Genomic DNA, 19,667 nt, shown 5'->3' with positions numbered 1-19,667 from the left:
ATTCACGATTTATCGTGAGAGCGACCTTATCCTAGGTTCGGAAGCAAGCTTCCGAGATTTTCAGTAAGGCGAATCGAGCCCGCGAGATGAGCGACCTTATTCCTCTTACTGAACTTTCAAGTCCTGAAGCTGCTTAAATATAACTCAATGATGCAAGCTACAAACAACAGCTCCGGCCTATCTCACAGTTTTAACCGACTGTGACGCGATATAAATGGCGTCCCCTAGGGGATTCGAACCCCTGTTACCGCCGTGAAAGGGCGGTGTCCTAGGCCTCTAGACGAAGGGGACTGAAATTTTGCTCAGCGAAGCATGCTTCGCTAAATTTCAGTAAAGGCAAGGTGAGCCTGCGAACCGCGCGACATTATTGCTTTACTGAACTTTCAAGTCCTGAAGCTGCTTAAATGTAACTCACTGATGCAAGCTACAAACAACAACTCCGGCCTATCTCACAGTTTCAATCGACTGTGACGCGATATAAATGGCGTCCCCTAGGGGATTCGAACCCCTGTTACCGCCGTGAAAGGGCGGTGTCCTAGGCCTCTAGACGAAGGGGACTGAAATTTTGCTCAGCGAAGCATGCTTCGCTAAATTTCAGTAAAGGCAAGGTGAGCCTGCGAACCGCGCGACCTTATTGCTTTACTGACTTTCAAGTCCTGAAACTGCTTAAGTGTAACTCACTGATACAAGCTACAAACAACAACTCCGGCCTATTTCACAGTTTTAACCGACTGTGACGCGATATAATATGGCGTCCCCTAGGGGATTCGAACCCCTGTTACCGCCGTGAAAGGGCGGTGTCCTAGGCCTCTAGACGAAGGGGACTGAAAATCTGCTTTCGGAAGCAAGCTTCCGAGATTTTCAGTAAGGCGAATCGAGCCCGCGAGATGAGCGACCTTATTGCCTTACCTAAGAACTTACCGGAAAATGTATTTCCGACTACTGTAAATTCTCTAAGAATTTGGTGGAGCCAGGCGGGATCGAACCGCCGACCTCCTGCATGCCATGCAGGCGCTCTCCCAGCTGAGCTATGGCCCCGTACTTGGAATGGTCACTGTATTTCGTGTGACTGTTCCGTGACAGCGGGGCGCATTCTAGGCATACCCCACTGCCCTGTCAACGGTTTTTTTAGGAATTTTCTCTGTTTGCTATAAAAGTAAGCGCTTTGTTTATTCTCTCTTCAATTTTGGCTTTTGAGAGCAAATTCAGCGTTACATCCAGCGACGGAGAGTTACCACTTCCGGTTGCTGCAACACGTAGAGGCATACCGACTTTACCCATTCCCACACCCAGAGATTCTGCCGCCGCATTAATAGCAGCACCGATATTTTCCGGATTCCATTCTTCAATAGCCAACAACTTATCTTTAACCATCTCCAGAGGCTCTTTGGCAACAGGTCGCAGATGCTTTTTCGCAGCATTCGCATCGAAATCTTCAAAGTCCACATAGAAGTAAGTACTGATTTCCGCCAGCTCTTTGAGCGTTTTGACACGATCAGCCTGAATAGCAATAACCGATTCCAATGCCGGTCCGGCTGCCAAATCGATATTCATCTCATCAAAATGCCATTTCAGACGTGACGCAACCTCACTGGCCGGCAGCGTTTTCATGTAGTGTTGATTCAGCCATACCAGTTTTTCAGTATTAAAAGCAGAAGCAGACTGACCAATGGCATCCAGATCGAAATATTCAATCATTTCTTTCAGTGAGAAGATTTCCTGATCACCGTGAGACCAACCCAGACGAACCAGATAGTTAAGTACCGCCTGCGGCAGATAACCATCATCGCGATACTGCATTACACTCACAGCACCATGACGCTTAGAAAGCTTCTTGCCATCATCACCAAGAATCATAGATACGTGAGCGTATTCAGGCACCGGCGCACCCAATGCTTCCAGGATATTAATCTGGCGTGGCGTGTTATTAATGTGGTCTTCGCCACGCACTACGTGGGTAATACCCATATCCCAGTCATCCACTACAACACAGAAGTTATAAGTAGGCGAACCGTCAGAACGCTGAATGATCAGATCATCCAGCTCTTTATTACTGATTTCGATTTTGCCACGGATATGGTCGTTAATAACTACCGTGCCTTCCTGCGGGTTTTTGAAACGGATAACAAAAGGCTGACCTTCCGGGTGATCTGTACGATCACGCCATGTACCGGGATAACGGGGCTTCTCGCCGTTATCTTTTTGCTTTTCACGAATGGCATCCAGTTCTTCTGAACTCATGAAGCACTTATAAGCTTTACCTTCATCCAACATTTGCTGAATCAGTTCTTTATAACGGTCAAAACGTTGTGTCTGATAATACGGACCTTTATCCCAGGTCAGACCCAGCCATTGCATACCATCAAGAATGGCTTGCTTGGCTTCTTCTGTTGAACGTTCCAGATCGGTATCTTCTATACGAAGAACAAATTCGCCACCTTTGGCTTTTGCATATAACCAGGAATAAAGTGCAGTACGGGCACCACCAACGTGAAGATAGCCTGTAGGGCTGGGAGCAAATCGCGTTACGACAGACATGTAGTTTCTCTATCTTTAAATGGAAGTAAAAAATTGCGTGCATTCTACCAGCCAATCCGGCGCGGCAAAAGCCAGCTATCGTGCCATTATTTAATATCAGCGGTTAACTGCGAAATAATGGACGGGATTTTCATTTAGTGCTCAAAATTCCGTCACCCACCGGACAGAGAAACATCAGCACCCTGCGAATTGATCGGAATTCAATCAGGCAGTCATTTTTCCGTAATTTTGTTGTTGACACCATCGAATGCAACCCTATAATACCGCCCCACTTGTCCAGCACGGACAGGTAACAAACAGCGGACGCTTAGCTCAGTTGGGAGAGCATCGCCCTTACAAGGCGAGGGTCACTGGTTCAAGTCCAGTAGCGTCCACCACTTCGCCTTGAGCGGTGGGCTGTTTGAAAAGAAAGAGGACGCTTAGCTCAGTTGGGAGAGCATCGCCCTTACAAGGCGAGGGTCACTGGTTCAAGTCCAGTAGCGTCCACCACTTTCTCACTATCACTGTGAGCAGTTTCTTTCTTTTAGCAACAAATTACCGGACGCTTAGCTCAGTTGGGAGAGCATCGCCCTTACAAGGCGAGGGTCACTGGTTCAAGTCCAGTAGCGTCCACCAATTCTTTTGAATTGGTACGGCGAGGGTCACTGGTTCAACAACTTCGTTGCATTCTTTTAATAAGAGCTTCGAGTAGACGTCCACCACTTCCCTTTTAAAAATTTGTTGCAGCAAAAAATTCGGACGCTTAGCTCAGTTGGGAGAGCATCGCCCTTACAAGGCGAGGGTCACTGGTTCAAGTCCAGTAGCGTCCACCACTTCCTTTTTATATTCCTTATTTCGTTTATATATCAAGTAACTTGTCCGTTCACTGGCTCAACAACTTCGTTGCGAGACACAGTAGACGTCCACCACTTCCCTGTTAACTTTCCCATTCTCTTTGTATTTCAAACCGTGCTAAGGTGCTGATTAACTATTGCAGTTGATTTTCCTAATAGTTTTGCAGGATGCTGCCGATACAAAAACAGCACAATGTATTACTATGGACAGGTAGTAACACGCACGATGAATATCAAGCTTGCCCGCGCTATTCGTGTTCTGATTGTAGATGATCAGATCCTGGCGAAGGGATATTTGAAATACACAATGGAAGAACTCGGGTTCCAGCAAATCAGTTATATTGATAAAGCTGACGAAGCCCTGCGCCTGATAAGAGAAGAAACCTTTGAACTTGTCGTGTGCGCGTATGATCTGCGGGAAGAAAAGGAAGGTTACTTTCTCTACGAACAACTCAAAGCCCACAAGATCCTGCCTCTGACCACTGCGTTCGTTTTTATTTCTTCAGACACTACTGCTGAGATCGTTCATTCCATCGTTGAACTGCAACCGGACGAGTTTCTTGCCAAACCGTTCTCAGTAAAAGAGCTGGATAAACGTCTGAGTCGCGTACTGGTTCGCAAACAAGCGCTCAAAGATGTTTATGCGTTGATGGACAAGGGGGATTTCGAAGGGGCACTTGACGAACTTGAGCGCTTTCTGACGGAGCCCAATAACGCTGAATTTTTCCCGCTGGCCCTGCGAACAAAAGGCGAATTATTGCTTTTATGCGAACACTTTGAAGAAGCCGCTGATTTTTATCAGGCCATCATCAATGTGCAGGATTTTACCTGGGCAAAGCTGGGACTGGTTCGTTGCTATCTGCAACTGGATAAAGATGATGAAGCGGAAAAGCTTATCCTCAGGCTGGCATTTCAGCCGGACGCCATGCTCAGCGCCTACGATTTACTGGCGGCGTTGCAGATAAAGCAACAGGAGTTCGATGATGCGCTGGAGTCTGTCACTCTGGCATCCTCAATCTCTCCCCGTAATGTGCACCGGCATAAACAGGCCGTGGATTTGTCTAAGATCACCCACGATTTCCCTGCGCAGTTTGACGCAGCAAGACGGGTGGTAAAATACGCTAAGCATTCGATTCACGACAAACCAGAAAATTACCTCAACGTGGCCCGCGCGGGCATTGATTTTGCCATGACCGCCGACGCAGCAGAGACAGGAAAACTGGTCAGGCAAACGCAGGACTTTATCCGTCAGATGAAAGAAGCGTTTCCGAAAGCAGAGGTAGACAGTGAACTAAAAGTCATTGATGCCAGGCTGTATTATCTTGAAGATGAAACCGATAAAGCCCGCATGCTGTTGAGTCAGTTACAAAATGCCGATATGAGCCATGAGAATACTGAAGCCCTGATGGACAGAGCGAAAGCTTTTCATGAGGTTGGCTTGCAGGAGCATGCGTTAGCGATTCTGGATGAAGTTGAGCGGCGTTGTGTTACCGATGAAAATCAAAGTGCGCTGTTTATGCATTATCTGAAGCAGCAACAGCAGGAGAAACGGGAGATTGCAGAAAGCCCGAAAGCGCTGAACAACACGGCTGTAAACTATTTCCGCGAAGGCGATGTAGCCAATGCGCTTATTGCCTTCCGCCAGGCATTTACGGTTATGCCAAAGAACCCTGCCATAGCGCTGAATCTGCTGCAAACCACCGCGTCTGAGATCAGGGATAACCCTGCGAGGCAAACAGAAGACAATAAAAAAATAATTTTCAACTGCATGAAAACGCTGGAGTCGGCCACCCTGACAGATGAACAGGAACGCCGCTATCACCGGGTAAAAAGTAGTCTCAGCGGCCTTTAATCACCTGATCAGTTGACGGTTTCTCAGCACACCGGTTTTGCTGGTAACAGTGTCTGCCGGTAAACCACGACTTCATCATTGAACACTGCATCAGAATAGAGATAACGGTGCGAAAACGTCATACCCAGCTTTTCCATTACGTTTACTGATGCCTTGTTATCCGGCAGTGCAATGGCTGAAAACTGGTTTGTCCCGTTAACATATAACGCCTGTTTGACCTGTGCTGCAGCTTCGGTGGCAATCCCCTTTCCCCAGGTTTTGCGGTGAAAGCGCCAGCCCAGCTCCAGATTATTATCATCCCTTTCACCGGTGAAAAATCCGAAGGGCCGCACCAGAATCCAACCCAGATCTTCCTGTGGTGACTCCAGAGCACTCACCCGCCAAAGCCCCCACCCTTTCGCTTCATCAGAAAACGCCCGGATCCGCGGAATAAACTGTTCCCGAATCGTCTCCATAGATGTTTTTTTACCGCCATTGATGTACTTCATCACGGCTTCATCCTGATCCACCGACCACAAAAACTCTGCGTCATCTGCGGTGACAAAATGAAAGGACAATCTTTTTGTATGAGGAATGTGCATGATTTGCTACCCGCGGACGGTAATCAGCCGCCCAACATCGCAAGATGTGACGTTGCTCCGGTATTACCATCCTGCAGATAATGCGTCGCGTGCTTCTGAGTCAGCAACTGCTGCAAGTGTGCCATTAATGCCTGCACATCACCCTGCTGCAGATAAGGGCGGATATCAATACCGTGCTCACTGAACAGGCAGAGGTGTAACTTGCCGTTTGCGGCCACCCTGAGACGATTACAACTGGCGCAGAAATCTTTGCTGTAAGGCATGATGAGCCCAATGCGGCCTGCGTAATCCGGATGATGAAACTCCTGCGCCGGACCGGCATCTTTGCTGCGCAATACCGGCATCCAGCCTTCATTAAGCAGCTGTTGCTTCAGCGGCCCGCCGGATAAGTGCTGTTGTGCAAAGAATTCAGGATGATCACCGGTTTCCATCAACTCAATGAAACGTAAGGTAATTGGCGTGTCTTTCAACCAGTCTTTAAACTGCTGAAGTTGTTTACCGGCAAAATGTTTAAGATAAACAGAATTCACTTTCACAGTCATGCCGGTATCAATGGCAGCACTGACGCCATCCAGCACCTGAGTTAATTTATTCTGTCCGGCAATGTCGGCAAACTGGCGGGGGTCAAGACTGTCAATGCTCACATTAACCTGATCAAGACCGGCATCACGCCATTTTTGTGCATCTCTGGCCAGGCGTCCGCCGTGGGTGGTGGTCGCCACTTTATTAATGCCGTTAGTGTTCTTACACAGTGCAATCACGTCGGTAAAATCCCGCCTCAGGCTGGGTTCACCGCCGGTGATCCGGATTTTAGATGTGCCAAGACCGGCAAAGGCCTGTACCAGCGTATCTATCTCAGGCAGCGTAAGAAATGTGTCGTCAGAAGGCCCGTGGTATCCGTCAGGCAGGCAATACTGGCACTTAAAATTGCATGCTTCTGTGATGGATAAACGCAGATAATGAAACCGGCGACCAAAGTTGTCCTGTAACAAAAAGACACTCCCGCTTAGCATTGGCCCTGTAAAGACAGGAAAATGAAAGAAACAATTCAGATTAGCACTTTACCACGAAAGAACTATGTCGTCATGAACACAAAAAATGCGTTTAACGTGAAACTTTGAGCGCGCAACGCTTTGCGGTACTCTTATTTACATACAGTCGTACACCACATTTTCACGATGAGACCATCCCGATTTAATGTTTCACCGGACACTCCGGTGCGCTGGCACGTGCTGAATCAGCTCTGGCCTTATTTACTTGAGTTTAAAAGCCGCGTTGCCATCGCACTGGCCTGCCTGATCGCGGCAAAGCTTGCAGCAATCGGTCTGCCCTATGTACTTAAATACACAGTCGATTCACTGAACACAAAAGATGCGGCCACCGGTCTGGTTGCCGTGCCTCTGGCATTAATTGTGGCATACGGTACGTTGAAATTGCTTAACGTGATCATCGGTGAAGTCAGAGACACGCTGTTCGGACGGGTCACTGAAAGGGCCATGCGACGTATGGGGCTACGGGTTTTTAAACACTTGCATGACCTTGATTTATCTTTCCATCTGAACCGTCAGACCGGCGGTTTGTCGCGGGATATAGAGCGCGGTACCAGCGGCATCAGCTTTCTGATGCGGTTTATGGTATTCAATATCGGCCCTACTCTGCTGGAAATTCTGATTGTAACCGGCCTGCTCTTTTTTCAGTTTGGCCTTTCTTTTGCCACTATTATCCTTGCCTCCGTCATTGCATATGTAGCTTATTCCATGAAAGCAACAAACTGGCGTACGCGCTTTGTTCATGCCATGAATCAGGCTGATTCATCAACCCATTCAAGGGCGGTAGACAGCTTACTGAACTTTGAAACAGTGAAGTACTTCAGCAATGAGGCATATGAAGCCAACCGTTACGACAATAACCTTGCTGACTGGGAACAGGCCAGACGTAAAAACCGGTTATCGTTATTTGCTTTGAATGGCGGTCAGGCGTTTATCATCGCAGTGGCAATGACGGCCATGCTTGCAAACGCCGCTTACGGCGTCGCACGGGGCGACATGACCATCGGTGATTTTGTATTAATAAACGCATTTACTATGCAAATATTTATGCCGCTAAACTTTTTAGGGTTCGTTTACCGGGAGATCCGCGGTTCCATGGCAAACATAGACAATATGTTCGCCCTCCTGGATACCCGTTCTTCAGTGCAAGATGAAGACAGTGCACCGCCACTGAACATCACCCGTGGAGAAATCTGTTTTGAGAATGTCAGCTTTTCTTACCGCGATGACAGACCAATCCTCAAAAATATCAGTTTTACCATCAAGCCAGGTGAAAAGGTGGCCATTGTGGGTGCCAGCGGTGCCGGTAAATCGACGCTTGTTAAATTGCTTTTCCGCTTTTACGACACAAACCGGGGGCGCATATTGATTGACGGACAGGACATCCGGAAAGTGTCGCAGCAATCATTGAGAGAAAAGCTGGGTATTGTCCCCCAGGACACCGTATTGTTTAACGATACGTTGCTGGAAAATATCCGCTACGGTAACCCGGATGCCAGTGATGCGGATATCGAACAGGCGATTCGTACCGCCCATCTGGACAGCTTTATTGCTCAATTGCCTGAGAAGGGCGAAACCCGTGTGGGTGAACGGGGATTAAAACTCTCCGGCGGAGAAAAGCAAAGGGTAGCCATCGCCCGTGCAGTGTTGAAAAATCCGCCCGTACTGCTTTTCGATGAAGCCACTTCCTCTCTGGACAGCGGTGCTGAGCGTGCCATCATGGAGGCCCTGTCTGAGCTTGCTTCCGGACACACTACGATTATGATTGCACACCGGTTATCAACCATTACAGATGCAGGTAACATTCTTGTACTAAAACAGGGTGAACTGGCAGAACAGGGTACCCATCAGGAATTGCTGATGCAGCAAGGCGAATACGCACGCCTGTGGACACTACAACAAAAACAGGAAGACTAATGGATCCGGCGTTCTTAAAAACCGCAGTTAACGCACAAATGCCGTTCGGCAAATATGCCGGCAGAAAACTGTTCTATCTGCCGGAACCTTATCTGGTGTGGTTTCACAAACAAGGCTTCCCGCAGGGAAAGCTTGGCGAACAACTGGCTCTGATGTACGAGATCAAATTAAACGGGCTGGAGGCTGTCGCAGAGCCCTTGCTTGAGGACTGACAGCAACGTCGGAGTCACGGAGTCTGTCATTCAGAACCTGCTGAATTCAGAAACCGCTGAAGCCGGTTGCTTTGTCTGCTGAAAGCGTCTCAGGTTTCTGCCCGTGGGAAGATAATCTGATATCACGACTTTCAATTACAGTGATCTGGTCTTTCTGCGCGCGCCCCGGCAACGTCATATTCCGCAGCGTGATGTCGTTGACACTATCGAAGACAAGCACAGAACGGGTATCAGGCGCTTCAAGCTGCAGGTTGATATTTTCAAGTGTAATGTCCTGTGCGTACCGCATGTACAAACCGGAAGCAGGTAATAACCCGAACATTGCAGGTTCAGGATAGGCTGCACGACGCTCCGGCACATCAAAAGGCGAATGTCGCGGTTCCTTTTCTTTCAGGGCAAAAAAGGCGCTGACGTGATCAGGTTTCTGAGTGAGCACATCTTCCTGCGTCAGTCCGCCGCCGGCGATCAGATACATATCTTTCAGGGTTACCTGAGACACCGGCGATTCCGGCAACCCTTGTATGATCACCGGAAAACGCCCGTCAGCATGACTTACCGTTACATCTTTGATCAGCACACGGCGAATAGCACCCGGCGGCGTATTTTCCGGCCCGCGCATGCGTGCACCGTTATAAATAAAAATGGGAGAATTACTCACCCGGTTCATCACCAGACCGGATGCAACGACATCTTCAATAATGCCGCCGTCTACGGTTTCCAGCGCCAGACCGCGACTGTGATCAAAGACCACATTAGTAATGGTAATGCGTTTAAAACCACCGTTAGACTCGGTGCCCAGCTTTATCCTGCCCGTTGCCCCGTCACCATCCGGTGCAGTGCCTTTCATTGGCTGATAAGTGCCATCAAGCATGGTACCCATGGCGTAACCACTGACAATACTGTTGCTGATGGTCACATTTTCGGTAGCGATGGCTTTGCCCGTCACATAGGAACTTTTCAACACGATAGCATCGTCATTGGGGCTGTTAACCACCACGTTGCTTATCCGGACATTTTTACACACGTCTATATCAATGCCATCGCGGTTGGTGTCAATGCGCAGATTATCGATGGTCAGGTTGTTAATGGCAGTGGCGAGGATCCCAAAGTGTCCACCACGATAAATACTGAAATCCCGGAATGTAATGTTCCGGCCGCCCTTTATCGCAATGGTTTTGTTACCCGGATTGGCTGAAGGTGCCGGCCCCAGTGGCGGGTATAAGCCTTTCCACAGCCCCTTACCGTCGATCAGTCCGCTGCCGGAAATGGTGACATCGTGAATATTTTCGCCCCAGAGCAGGCTGTTTCTAAAATGACTGTGACCAAAATCCTGATACTTATATTTTTCACCCCAGATATTGGCCTCAGGTTTCAGATATCCTTCGCTCTCATCCTGCGGTGTAGCGGCCAGCAGCGTTGCGCCATTCGCAAGGTGAACATCAACCTGACTTTTCAGCTCAACACTGAAGCTCGCGTAAATGCCTGCCGGAAAATACACCGTTCCCCCACCATCCCTGCTGGCAGCGATGATGGCAGCATTAATCGCATCTGTGTCCCTGCTTATACCGTCGCCAACGGCTCCGAAGTCCCTGACGTTGTAGTACCCCTGCATGTCCTGAGCCTGCACGTTCTGGATGAAGCCGGTTAGCCAAAGTAAAGACATCTGAAAGAACACTCTGCGCATGTAACACGTCCGCCGGTAAATTTAAAAGCCACCATAAAAAATCATGCTAATGACAGAGCAAACTTCTCGTCAATTGAAACTGCTGATGCAGCCTGTTACAACGGCTTAAATAATCAGAAACTTCCATATCTGAATATGTAGGGAGTACCTGCGCTTTTGTAAATGATTGCAGAGCGGCAGTCCCCCACGGGAATGTCTACAACGAATAGTCGAATACGTAACTATGCTCCCCCCCCTCCCGAATGATTTTCATATCACCCGACAGCCCGGTTAACGCCTCTGTGCCGGAATCCGGCACCACTTTTAAAATAAGGGAGTCTTGGCCCTTATCCATCACGCCGAAATGTTGCAAAGCAAATGAGCCTGACTTTCCGTTCAATGTTCCGGACACAATTTCTATTGCCACATAACCTGCGGAACCGGGAACAGCTGTCATCAGGGATAACATTTCGCCTTTGCTTGTGGCACTGAGGGCGCCGTAAAATGTTTTTTCTATGGTCATACGACCGGGATTCATCCCGTCTTTAGCTGTCATGAAGCCTTCAGCCGGCTGTAACGACACATCAAATTTGCCCTGCACTTCCATTGTACTTTCTCCGTAATGAGTTAGAATGACACTGTATAACCATACAGCAACCTTAAGAAGTAGCAAGATGTATTCAAGGTCAAGAAGGCAACGGGATGCGGATATCGACAACCGTATACTGCAAATCCACCGGGCAATTGCTGACAAGGTAATAAGTAATCCGGTGCTGATCGCGCAGGCAGAAGAAACGCTGGAAGCCCGTTATCAGCAAAAGCTCCTGCGTTACGGCAGTTATCTTTTGTGGCACAGCATGCTGGAATTAAAACATGACGCGGAAGCATTCAAAGCACAGTTACTCAGCGATGAGCCACGCTGGAATGCGTTACGAAGAAACACCATTTTTACCGGTGTGTTAACAGAGCAGGAAAGAGAAGAAGCGCTGGCGACTTTTGCCGCCAGCGGGAAATAGACAGGCTTAGGCGCCTTTACGTAAATGGTCTGCGACCAGAAACGCCATTTCCAGAACCTGATCGGCGTTCAAACGCGGATCACACTGGGTTTTGTATGCCTGTTTCAAATCTTCATCTGAAATTTCATAAGCACCACCGGTACATTCGGTAACATGCTGACCTGTCATTTCCAGGTGCACACCACCGGCATGAGTACCTTCAGCTTCGTGGGCTGCGAAGAACTGACGAATTTCGCTTAAAATCGCATCGAAGTTACGGGTTTTATAACCACTTGATGCCGAGAACGTATTACCGTGCATCGGATCTGAACTCCACACCACGTTACGGCCTTCAGCTTTAACACGACGCAGTAAGCGCGGCAGGTTCGCTTCCAGCTTATCTGCGCCCATACGGGTAATGAAAGTGAGACGACCCGGGTCATTATCCGGGTTCAGCACGTCAATCAGTCTGATAAGCTCATCCTCATCCATCGTCGGACCAACTTTCACACCGATAGGGTTATGAATACCACGGAAAAACTCAACGTGGGCATGATCAAGCTGACGGGTACGCTCACCAATCCACACCATGTGGGCAGAACAGTTGTACGGCTTACCGGTTAACGTGTCGATACGGGTGAGAGACTGTTCGTAGTTAAGTAACAGTGCTTCATGAGATGTAAACAGGCTGGTTTCATGCAATGAAGGCGTGTTCAGCGCATTCAGACCAATCACCTTCATAAATTCCAGAGAATCCTGAATACGGCTGGCAATGTCAGAATAACGGTCTTTCAGCGGGTTATTCTCTAGAAACGCCATATTCCAGCGGTTAACTTCGTTTAAGTCAGCCAGACCACCCTGAGCAAATGCGCGCAGCAGGTTTAGCGTAGCCGCACTGCGATGATAAGCATCCAGCAGACGGTTCGGATCCGGGCGACGGGCTTCTGCGGTAAATTCAAAGCTGTTGATGATATCGCCACGGTAACTGGGCAATGTCACACCATTAATCGTTTCGTAGTCAGAAGAGCGCGGTTTGGCGTACTGACCGGCCATGCGGGCAACTTTAGTGACAGGACAACGGCCGGCAAAAGTCATCACGATTGCCATTTGAAGCAAGACTTTAAACGTGTCACGGATCTTAGGCGCATTAAACTCGTCAAAAGACTCGGCACAGTCACCGCCCTGCAGTAAAAAACCTTTTCCCTGACACACTTCACCTAGCTGACGGCGCAGCTCACGTGTCTCAGCAGCAAAAACCAGTGGCGGATATTTGCTTAATGTTTGCTCTACAAAAGCGACTTGTTCCTGATTATCGTATTCAGGTTGCTGCAGGATCGGTTTTGATCTCCAGCTGTCAGGTTGCCAGTTACTCACGCTTTCTCCTCATTGTTGGCAGCGATGGCACAGAAAAATTGATGTCCCCGGACGATACAACCGGTGCCGCTTCAACGGCATCAGTTCATGCATGTCTCTGTTGGTGTAGCCTGATTTGTGTAACGGGTTCAGCAGAAAGGTTGCGAAGTGCAATGATGAACCTGAATGTACTTTATTGCGTATCATGCGGCCAATAAGGCTGACAGCTACGTCTTTATATGAAACACCTGGCGGGAGTCTACCACAATTCAACCGCTGCCGGAGGTTTCATCACAGAAATTTGGTGAGTTTTTTGCGATGGCTTATAACAGAGATAACGACGAAGATTTTTAGCGGGCGTTACAGCCCGCTATAACCTAGCCGGCCGGCTTTTGTTGCTTCAGATGACGGATAAAACCATCCGATGCCTGCTCGATTAAATCCAGCACCAGTTCAAAGCCCTGCTTCCCGCCGTAATACGGATCCGGCACTTCCTTTTCATCGCCCGGAGCAAAGTCGAGAAAATAATGAATACGGTGCAGTTCTTCCTCAGGACTCACTTTCATCAGATTCTCATAGTTACTGGTGTCCATGGCCATGATGTAATCAAAATCAGTAAAATCTTTGTCTTCTACACGGCGACATTTAATGCCTTTAAATGAATAGCCACGCTGGACGCCCACTGATACCGAACGACCATCCGGCTGCTTTCCGATGTGATAACCGTGGGTACCGGCCGAATCAATTTTGAGATCTAAACCCGCCGCTTTCGCTTTATGACGGAAAACGGCCTCAGCCGTGGGTGAACGGCAAATATTGCCCAGGCACACAAAAAGCACTGATGTTTTCTTCTTCGACTTAAACATGTCAATTTTCTTAATTTCTGCGGTCTATCTGTGAAGCGACCAGTTATGACCGGCGTCCGGTTCAGACCCGCTGTACTACCCTAAGGAAAATCCTTTCCACAATTTCGCCGCATAGACTGCCATAATTTGGCCTGTTCATAAACGAATTCTTAACGATGATGGTGTAAGCGAAGATTTAAGCAGGCCGCACATACAGCCCGCCTCCGGTATAAAGCCGGACAACAAATACTCACCAGCCGATAGATTTTTTATCTCGGAAAAACTGTCCGGAAGGACCGTCTTCACCAAGCTGTCCCAGCCAGACAGCGGTTTCAGCCCCCTGCTGTGGTGTTCGCGGTGCATCACGTCCTCCCATGCGGGTGTGTACCCAGCCCGGACACATGGCATTAATTTTTATATTTTTCTCGCCGGCCACCTGGGCGGCAAGGTGTTTCGTCAGCGCATTCAGTGCAGCTTTACTGACGGCATAGGCCAGCGGCCCTTCCATCCCTTCTGAGAAAGCACCCCACCCCGATGAGACATTGACGATGCGACCATAACCCCTTTCACGCATGCCGGGCAGAATTTGCTGAATCAATGTCAGCGGACCGTTTACGTGGACCTGCATAGCCTCTTTCAGTGAATCAGAAGACACGTCCTGCCAGTCTTCTTCATGGAGTACACCGGCGTTATTTACCAGCACATCCACACCGCCATAAATGGCCTGAGCACGCATAATATTTTCTTTAGCTGCCGCTTCATTGGACAGGTTAATTTCTATTATCTGAATGTCTTTGCCGACAATGTCCTTCTTAATCTCTTCGCCGGCTTCCTCATCCCGGCAGCCAAGCAACACCTTGAAGCCCGCCTGCGCATAGCCACGAACGATCTCCAGGCCAATACCGCGGTTACCGCCGGTTACCAGTACAGTTGAGGTCATAATGTCTCCTGTCATCCAGTGAATAAAGTCAGTTGTATTGTTGGGTACGCGCCACTACCGCCAAGGTTCAACCACGGTCCATGCAATCCCGTTCAGAACAGCCGTAAACCTCAGATGACAAGGAATTAATGATCAACATCAGTGCCGTACAGGTAAGCAATACACACAATTTATTGAAACAGAATGCATTATGAGTCAACTATCAAATCGTGACAGCGTGCTTAAATGGCTGACAGAATTGTACGGCGAACAAAAGGAATACCTGCAGGCCGTTGAGGAGATTGTGGATCATGTCATGCCAGTCTCAAACGCGTCGGAAGCTTACAAACGCTATGACGTGGTCAGAAGGCTCTGCGTGCCAGAGCGTATTATTCACTTCAATGTTCAGTGGATGAACGATGACGGCGGGGTCGAAATACACCGCGGATGGCGCGTACAACACAACGGCCTGATTGGCCCGTATAAAGGCGGCCTGCGCTTTCACCCCACCGTCAACGAGTCTGTTTTAAAATTTCTCGCCTTTGAACAATCCTTCAAAAATGCATTAACCGGCCTGCCCATGGGCGGCGCGAAGGGTGGCTCTGATTTCAATCCGAAAGGCAGAAGCGACACTGAAATCATGCGCTTTTGCCAGGCGTTCATGGCTGAATTGCAACGTCATATCGGCCCGCAGACCGACGTACCCGCCGGCGATATTAACGTCAGCAGCCGGGAAATCGGATTCATGTACGGCCAGTACCGCCGTATTCACAATCAATTTGGCGGCACGCTGACAGGAAAGGACATTTCATTCGGCGGCAGCCATGTGCGCACAGAAGCCACCGGGTTCGGTTTGATTTACATGTTACAGGAGGTATTGGCTGCACATGACGATACCCTCGAAGGCAAACGCACCGGAATCAGCGGCGCGGGCAATGTGGCGCTGCACGCTGCGCTGAAAGCCTGTGAATCCGGCGCTGTGGTGACAAGCCTGTCGAACAGCCGTGGTTGCCTGATAAAAGAGGACGGTTTGTCAAAGCAGGACATTCAGTTTGCAATTGAGCAGAAGCACAACTATGACAACATCCTTTTAGCCATCAGGGAGAAGAGTGGCGGAGAATGGCACGAAGGCAAAAAGCCATGGCATCAGACCGCAGATATCTGCCTGCCCTGCGCGACGCAAAATGAGCTGGATGAAGATGACGCTGATATGCTTTGCGGGAACGGCGTAAAGTACGTGCTGGAAGGTGCAAACATGCCGTGCACTGCTAACGCACAGAAAGTGTTTGCTGAACACCGTATTCCTTTCGTACCGGGTAAGGCTTCTAACGCCGGCGGCGTCGCATTGTCAGGCCTGGAAATGATGCAAAACGCCAGTTTTCGCAGAAGCAGTTATGACACACTGGATAACGAACTGAAAAAAATCATGAAGCACATTCATGAACAATGTGTGGAAGAAGGCCGTGAAGACGGTTTTACTGATTATGCAAAGGGCGCGAATATCGCCGCATTCAGACGCCTGGCAGATGCGATGGTTGCCCAGGGCCTGTAGTTCACTAATAAGAGAAAAATCCCGGCGTGCGTGCCGGGATTACCCTAACGTCTGGCGATGATGTAAAGCGCTGTTAAAGTGGCAGACCTATGTAGTTTTCAGCAATAGTGGTCTGCGCTGCTTTTGAGCCGGCAATGTATTCCAGTTCCGCCACCTGCATCTTGCGGTCAAACTCTCCGCCTTCAGGGAATCGGTGCATCAGCGTGGTGAGATACCATGAAAAACGTGACGACTTCCATACGCGGTTCAGCGCTTTTTCAGAGTACAGGTTAATGCCATCAGATTGCTTCTCTTTGAAGTAACTGATTATTGCTGCCGACAAGTAGGTGATATCCGAAGATGCCAGATTGAGGCCTTTCGCGCCGGTGGGCGGCACGATATGCGCAGAATCTCCCGCGAGAAACAGGCTGCCGTGACGCATGCTGCCAAAAATAAATGAACGCAGTGGCGCAATAGATTTTTCGATTGAAGGCCCGGTCACCAGCTTTGAGGAGATTTCAGGACCCAGGCGAACAGCCAGTTCATCCCAGAACCGTTCATCAGACCAGTCTTCCACCTTTTCATCCAGCCCTACCTGAATGTAATAGCGGCTGCGTGTAAGTGACCGCATTGAAGATAAGGCAAAACCACGGTCGTGGTTGCTGTATGCCACTTCGTGTGTGGCAGGCGGCACATCTGCCAGTACTCCCAGCCAGCCGAATGGATAGACCTTTTCCACGTAGTTCGTGTTGCTTCCCGGCATGGCTTTACGGGAAGGCCCGTGGAAGCCGTCACAACCGGCGATAAACCGGCAATCGATACGATGAGGTTCACCGTTTTTTGTATAAGTTACGCAGGGTGCTTCAGTTTCAATATTATGCAGAGCTACATCATCTGCATCGTATACCCGCATTACACCGCGACTGTCTGATGCGTCCATGAGATCTTTGGTAATCTCAGTCTGGCCATAAACAACCACCTGGCTGCCGGTCAACCCCTTCACATCAATTTCAATGACCCTTTCGCCATCAGCGAGAATAACGCCATTGTGTGGTAAACCTTCAGCTTTCAGTCTGCTGTCCAGACCAAGCTTTTCCATTACCTGTAGGGTGCACTGTTCAAGCACTCCGGCGCGGATACGGCTTAACACATAATCCGGTGATTTACGTTCTACGATGATACAGTTGATGCCTGCCTGAGTGAGCAGGTGGCCCAGCATCAGTCCCGACGGGCCTGCACCGATAATAGCGACATCAGTTTTGGTGGTATTCATTTTTTTCTTCCGGCAAAGGACTAAATTGTTAACCTATCGTGAATGAATTTAACACCTGCGTTTAGTCACTATTCCCGCAATCAATTGTACTTTTTCGTCAAATTAACATTTAACATACCGTTGAACAGCGTAAAGAAATCGAAAAGAAAAGAACACAAAGACCATTACGGTAGTCAGTTAAGAATACCTTAAGCCCAACCGGAACATACTATGGTAAAGAAACAATCGATTAAGCGCTGTGTCATTTTTGTAGCAGGATTCACTGCACTTGCCGCCTGTGCAGCGGAACGGGAGGAACGGCCTTCAATCCCTCAGGAAGCATTTGACGCCTGTGCATCTTCATCAGAGGGTGACAGTTGCTCCATGAGCGGACGGGATGGTGAGACAATGTCAGGCCAGTGTATGGCGCCGCCATCCGGGCCAGACGAAGACACTTCATCAGAAGAACTGGCCTGCCGGCCTGATAATATGGGTGAGCCTCCGGGCCGGAGACCGCCTCAGGGACAATTCTGAGTAGTCATACAGTTGTAAACCTTCACTTATCCATGTCACCGTTTCCCCTCAAACTTTGTTTTGTTTGAGGGGAAATCAGATACAGAATATGAAAAGTATCCGGGACGTTCCGGTTTTCTTCCTCTCTCCCTTTCCAAAAAGTTATTTGTACACCACACTAAACACAGGGTTCGTGTTCGCGTATCATCTTTTAAAATCAAAAAATTCAATTTCCGGAGTGACCATGCCTGCTCATGTGCTGATGCTCAGCAGTTCCCGTGTGGGAGACGAAGACTATCTTGCCCACGCCAAACCCATGATCCTTTCTCATTTGGGTGACAAACGGGATGTACTGTTTATACCTTACGCCGGTGTGAAAGTATCTTTTGACGAGTACACAGCAAAAGTACAGGCTGCTTTACCTGAATGCCGTGTTACCGGGTTACATACATTTGAGCATCCTGCACAAGCAGTAACAGAAGCCATTCAGGCAGGCAAAGCAATATTAACCGGCGGTGGTAACACCTTTAATTTGCTGGCAAATCTGTATAAAAACTCGCTTATTGCGCCTATATGCCTGGCCATTGAATCAGGCGTTCCCTACATCGGATGGAGTGCCGGTTCAAATATTTGCGGTGCCACCATCAGAACCACCAATGACATGCCTGTTATCGAGCCGCCGTCGTTTGACGCGCTGGCGCTGCTTCCCTGTCAGCTGAATCCGCACTATTCCGATTATCACCCGCCGGGTTTTAACGGGGAAACCAGAGATCAACGTCTTGCTGAATTCACTACCCTGAATCCGGATACACCGGTACTGGCAATACGTGAAGGCACTGCGCTGGAGCTATCCAGAGGCAAACTGACATTTAAAGGGGAATATGGCGGTTTTGTATTCTCAGGAAAAGAAAAAACCGCCATTGAAGACGGTGATGACTTAAGCCAGTTTCTGCACCGTTGATATCAGGTCTGCTACCGTATTCTCATCTGCGCCGAAAGGAATTTCGGCCAGCATGGGAGCAGGCAACACGGCTTTAAGTGTCGCCAGATTTTCATCGTATACCGGCATATCAGCAGACAACTGATTCGCCACCCAGCCTTTAATACTCAGGCCGTCCTTTAAAATGGCTTCACAGGTGAGTACGGCATGATTCAGGCATCCCAGCCGCATGCCCACTACCACAATGACATCCAGCTTAAGTGCCTGAACGATTTGTGGCATCCAGAGGTCATTACCTAACGGTAACCGCCAGCCACCGGCCCCTTCCATGAGCATAAAGTCAGGGTGCTTCCCTGCCAGATGTTCGTACCCTTGAATCAGATCTTCTTTTTCAATTTTTAAACCTGCCTGCTCTGCAGCAATATGCGGTGCAACAGGCGGTTCAAGGGTCACCGGATTCACTTCCTGAAGTGATACGGGTAACGAGGACGCCGCATGTAAAGCTCTTGCATCTTCGTTGCTGAGCATGCCGTCAATGACTTCACATCCGGCAGAGACTGGCTTGTACCCCACAGAGGAAAGCCCTGATTGCGCCGCAGCCTTTAAAAATAAAGACGACACAAAGGTTTTACCTACTTCTGTGTCGGTACCGGTAACAAAATAAGCGTGCATAA

17 protein-coding genes and 8 tRNA genes are annotated in these 19,667 nt (G+C 49.0%); 11 read left to right on the top strand and 14 right to left on the bottom strand.

The genetic code is table 11. From position 1 onward, the window contains the following. Positions 1-215 precede the first annotated feature (215 nt). From DS731_RS08235 to gltX, 5 genes are all read right to left on the bottom strand, one after another. Positions 216-291 (bottom strand) — tRNA-Glu (locus DS731_RS08235). Positions 292-482: 191 nt separating this feature from the next. After that, a tRNA-Glu gene (locus DS731_RS08230) sits at positions 483-558 on the bottom strand. 191 nt (positions 559-749) lie between these two features. Beyond that, positions 750-825 (bottom strand) — tRNA-Glu (locus DS731_RS08225). 137 nt (positions 826-962) lie between these two features. Beyond that, positions 963-1,038 (bottom strand) — tRNA-Ala (locus DS731_RS08220). A gap of 90 nt (positions 1,039-1,128) precedes the next feature. Further along, positions 1,129-2,538 carry a glutamate--tRNA ligase gene (gltX, locus tag DS731_RS08215; RefSeq protein ID WP_119500865.1) on the bottom strand — a complete coding sequence of 470 codons (1,410 nt, stop codon included), beginning with the start codon at positions 2,536-2,538 and terminating at the stop codon, positions 1,129-1,131. Positions 2,539-2,839: 301 nt separating this feature from the next. Between gltX and DS731_RS08210 the strand changes: the two genes are divergently transcribed. The 5 genes from DS731_RS08210 (at position 2,840) to DS731_RS08190 (ending at position 5,223) form a co-directional block, all read left to right on the top strand. After that, positions 2,840-2,915, top strand: a tRNA-Val gene (locus DS731_RS08210). Positions 2,916-2,951: 36 nt separating this feature from the next. Then, positions 2,952-3,027 (top strand) — tRNA-Val (locus DS731_RS08205). A gap of 50 nt (positions 3,028-3,077) precedes the next feature. Then, positions 3,078-3,153: transfer RNA gene (locus DS731_RS08200), tRNA-Val, on the top strand. A gap of 121 nt (positions 3,154-3,274) precedes the next feature. After that, positions 3,275-3,350 (top strand) — tRNA-Val (locus DS731_RS08195). Positions 3,351-3,597: 247 nt separating this feature from the next. Beyond that, the gene (locus DS731_RS08190) at positions 3,598-5,223 is read left to right on the top strand and encodes a response regulator (RefSeq protein WP_119500864.1); all 1,626 of its coding nucleotides are present in this window, start codon (positions 3,598-3,600) and stop codon (positions 5,221-5,223) included. Between the two features lie 23 nt (positions 5,224-5,246). Here the strand turns inward: DS731_RS08190 and DS731_RS08185 are convergent, their stop codons facing one another. Continuing rightward, complete coding sequence (locus DS731_RS08185) at positions 5,247-5,804, bottom strand: GNAT family N-acetyltransferase (protein ID WP_119500863.1); 558 nt, start codon at positions 5,802-5,804, stop codon at positions 5,247-5,249. 23 nt (positions 5,805-5,827) lie between these two features. Next, the gene (moaA, locus tag DS731_RS08180; protein WP_119500862.1) at positions 5,828-6,796 is read right to left on the bottom strand and encodes a GTP 3',8-cyclase MoaA; all 969 of its coding nucleotides are present in this window, start codon (positions 6,794-6,796) and stop codon (positions 5,828-5,830) included. A 186-nt stretch (positions 6,797-6,982) separates the two neighbouring features. Here moaA and DS731_RS08175 point away from each other — a divergent pair, with 186 nt between their 5' ends. After that, positions 6,983-8,770: an ABCB family ABC transporter ATP-binding protein/permease gene (locus DS731_RS08175; RefSeq protein ID WP_119500861.1), complete on the top strand. Its 1,788-nt coding sequence runs from the start codon at positions 6,983-6,985 to the stop codon at positions 8,768-8,770. After that, the gene (locus DS731_RS08170; RefSeq protein ID WP_119500860.1) at positions 8,770-8,982 is read left to right on the top strand and encodes a DUF3820 family protein; all 213 of its coding nucleotides are present in this window, start codon (positions 8,770-8,772) and stop codon (positions 8,980-8,982) included. The genes DS731_RS08175 and DS731_RS08170 overlap by 1 nt, the downstream gene beginning before the upstream one ends. A gap of 46 nt (positions 8,983-9,028) precedes the next feature. Here DS731_RS08170 and DS731_RS08165 read toward each other — a convergent pair whose 3' ends face one another. Continuing rightward, entirely contained in the window at positions 9,029-10,666 is a 1,638-nt protein-coding gene (locus DS731_RS08165; RefSeq protein ID WP_119500859.1) for a rhamnogalacturonidase, read from the bottom strand. Between the two features lie 196 nt (positions 10,667-10,862). Continuing rightward, positions 10,863-11,252, bottom strand: coding sequence for a DUF3224 domain-containing protein (locus DS731_RS08160; protein ID WP_119500858.1), 390 nt, complete (start codon positions 11,250-11,252; stop codon positions 10,863-10,865). A gap of 67 nt (positions 11,253-11,319) precedes the next feature. Here DS731_RS08160 and DS731_RS08155 point away from each other — a divergent pair, with 67 nt between their 5' ends. Then, on the top strand, positions 11,320-11,661 hold the full coding sequence (locus DS731_RS08155) for a hypothetical protein (RefSeq protein WP_119500857.1): 342 nt from the start codon (positions 11,320-11,322) through the stop codon (positions 11,659-11,661). A 6-nt stretch (positions 11,662-11,667) separates the two neighbouring features. On the opposite strand, the gene DS731_RS08150 is transcribed toward DS731_RS08155, so the two are convergent. From DS731_RS08150 to DS731_RS08140, 3 genes are all read right to left on the bottom strand, one after another. Next, positions 11,668-13,014 (bottom strand): class II 3-deoxy-7-phosphoheptulonate synthase, encoded by a 1,347-nt coding sequence (locus DS731_RS08150; RefSeq protein WP_119500856.1) that lies wholly within the window; start codon positions 13,012-13,014, stop codon positions 11,668-11,670. A 356-nt stretch (positions 13,015-13,370) separates the two neighbouring features. After that, positions 13,371-13,859 (bottom strand): low molecular weight protein-tyrosine-phosphatase, encoded by a 489-nt coding sequence (locus DS731_RS08145; protein WP_119500855.1) that lies wholly within the window; start codon positions 13,857-13,859, stop codon positions 13,371-13,373. Between the two features lie 229 nt (positions 13,860-14,088). Then, positions 14,089-14,778 carry an SDR family NAD(P)-dependent oxidoreductase gene (locus DS731_RS08140; RefSeq protein WP_119500854.1) on the bottom strand — a complete coding sequence of 230 codons (690 nt, stop codon included), beginning with the start codon at positions 14,776-14,778 and terminating at the stop codon, positions 14,089-14,091. Between the two features lie 190 nt (positions 14,779-14,968). Here DS731_RS08140 and gdhA point away from each other — a divergent pair, with 190 nt between their 5' ends. Next, positions 14,969-16,309, top strand: a complete 1,341-nt coding sequence (gene gdhA / locus DS731_RS08135) for an NADP-specific glutamate dehydrogenase (protein WP_119500853.1) — start codon at positions 14,969-14,971, stop codon at positions 16,307-16,309. A 73-nt stretch (positions 16,310-16,382) separates the two neighbouring features. On the opposite strand, the gene pobA is transcribed toward gdhA, so the two are convergent. Next, positions 16,383-17,561, bottom strand: a complete 1,179-nt coding sequence (pobA, locus tag DS731_RS08130; RefSeq protein WP_119500852.1) for a 4-hydroxybenzoate 3-monooxygenase — start codon at positions 17,559-17,561, stop codon at positions 16,383-16,385. Positions 17,562-17,771: 210 nt separating this feature from the next. Here pobA and DS731_RS08125 point away from each other — a divergent pair, with 210 nt between their 5' ends. Together DS731_RS08125 and pepE are read left to right on the top strand one after the other, a co-directional pair. Continuing rightward, the gene (locus tag DS731_RS08125; protein ID WP_119500851.1) at positions 17,772-18,074 is read left to right on the top strand and encodes a hypothetical protein; all 303 of its coding nucleotides are present in this window, start codon (positions 17,772-17,774) and stop codon (positions 18,072-18,074) included. A 223-nt stretch (positions 18,075-18,297) separates the two neighbouring features. Next, positions 18,298-19,014, top strand: coding sequence for a dipeptidase PepE (gene pepE / locus DS731_RS08120; protein ID WP_119500850.1), 717 nt, complete (start codon positions 18,298-18,300; stop codon positions 19,012-19,014). Here the strand turns inward: pepE and bioD are convergent. Next, on the bottom strand, positions 18,991-19,665 hold the full coding sequence (gene bioD / locus DS731_RS08115) for a dethiobiotin synthase (RefSeq protein WP_119500849.1): 675 nt from the start codon (positions 19,663-19,665) through the stop codon (positions 18,991-18,993). The two genes, pepE and bioD, sit on opposite strands and share 24 nt — an antisense overlap. Between the last annotated feature and the right edge of the window lie 2 nt (positions 19,666-19,667).

This window comes from Alteromonas sp. RKMC-009 (genome assembly GCF_003584565.2).
GTDB lineage: Bacteria > Pseudomonadota > Gammaproteobacteria > Enterobacterales > Alteromonadaceae > Alteromonas.
The sequence above is the reverse complement of the archived record's forward strand: the minus strand, read 5'-3'. Positions and strand labels throughout refer to the sequence as shown.

What these genes read in the sequence shown, in the direction of transcription:
- gltX (WP_119500865.1), bottom strand. Translation starts at nt 2,538, where the DNA reads ATGTCTGTCGTAACGCGATTTGCTCCCAGCCCTACAGGCTATCTTCAC.
- DS731_RS08190 (WP_119500864.1), top strand. Translation starts at nt 3,598, where the DNA reads ATGAATATCAAGCTTGCCCGCGCTATTCGTGTTCTGATTGTAGATGAT.
- DS731_RS08185 (WP_119500863.1), bottom strand. Translation starts at nt 5,804, where the DNA reads ATGCACATTCCTCATACAAAAAGATTGTCCTTTCATTTTGTCACCGCA.
- DS731_RS08175 (WP_119500861.1), top strand. Translation starts at nt 6,983, where the DNA reads ATGAGACCATCCCGATTTAATGTTTCACCGGACACTCCGGTGCGCTGG.
- DS731_RS08170 (WP_119500860.1), top strand. Translation starts at nt 8,770, where the DNA reads ATGGATCCGGCGTTCTTAAAAACCGCAGTTAACGCACAAATGCCGTTC.
- DS731_RS08165 (WP_119500859.1), bottom strand. Translation starts at nt 10,666, where the DNA reads ATGCGCAGAGTGTTCTTTCAGATGTCTTTACTTTGGCTAACCGGCTTC.
- DS731_RS08160 (WP_119500858.1), bottom strand. Translation starts at nt 11,252, where the DNA reads ATGGAAGTGCAGGGCAAATTTGATGTGTCGTTACAGCCGGCTGAAGGC.
- DS731_RS08155 (WP_119500857.1), top strand. Translation starts at nt 11,320, where the DNA reads ATGTATTCAAGGTCAAGAAGGCAACGGGATGCGGATATCGACAACCGT.
- DS731_RS08145 (WP_119500855.1), bottom strand. Translation starts at nt 13,859, where the DNA reads ATGTTTAAGTCGAAGAAGAAAACATCAGTGCTTTTTGTGTGCCTGGGC.
- DS731_RS08140 (WP_119500854.1), bottom strand. Translation starts at nt 14,778, where the DNA reads ATGACCTCAACTGTACTGGTAACCGGCGGTAACCGCGGTATTGGCCTG.
- gdhA (WP_119500853.1), top strand. Translation starts at nt 14,969, where the DNA reads ATGAGTCAACTATCAAATCGTGACAGCGTGCTTAAATGGCTGACAGAA.
- pobA (WP_119500852.1), bottom strand. Translation starts at nt 17,561, where the DNA reads ATGAATACCACCAAAACTGATGTCGCTATTATCGGTGCAGGCCCGTCG.
- DS731_RS08125 (WP_119500851.1), top strand. Translation starts at nt 17,772, where the DNA reads ATGGTAAAGAAACAATCGATTAAGCGCTGTGTCATTTTTGTAGCAGGA.
- pepE (WP_119500850.1), top strand. Translation starts at nt 18,298, where the DNA reads ATGCCTGCTCATGTGCTGATGCTCAGCAGTTCCCGTGTGGGAGACGAA.
- bioD (WP_119500849.1), bottom strand. Translation starts at nt 19,665, where the DNA reads ATGCACGCTTATTTTGTTACCGGTACCGACACAGAAGTAGGTAAAACC.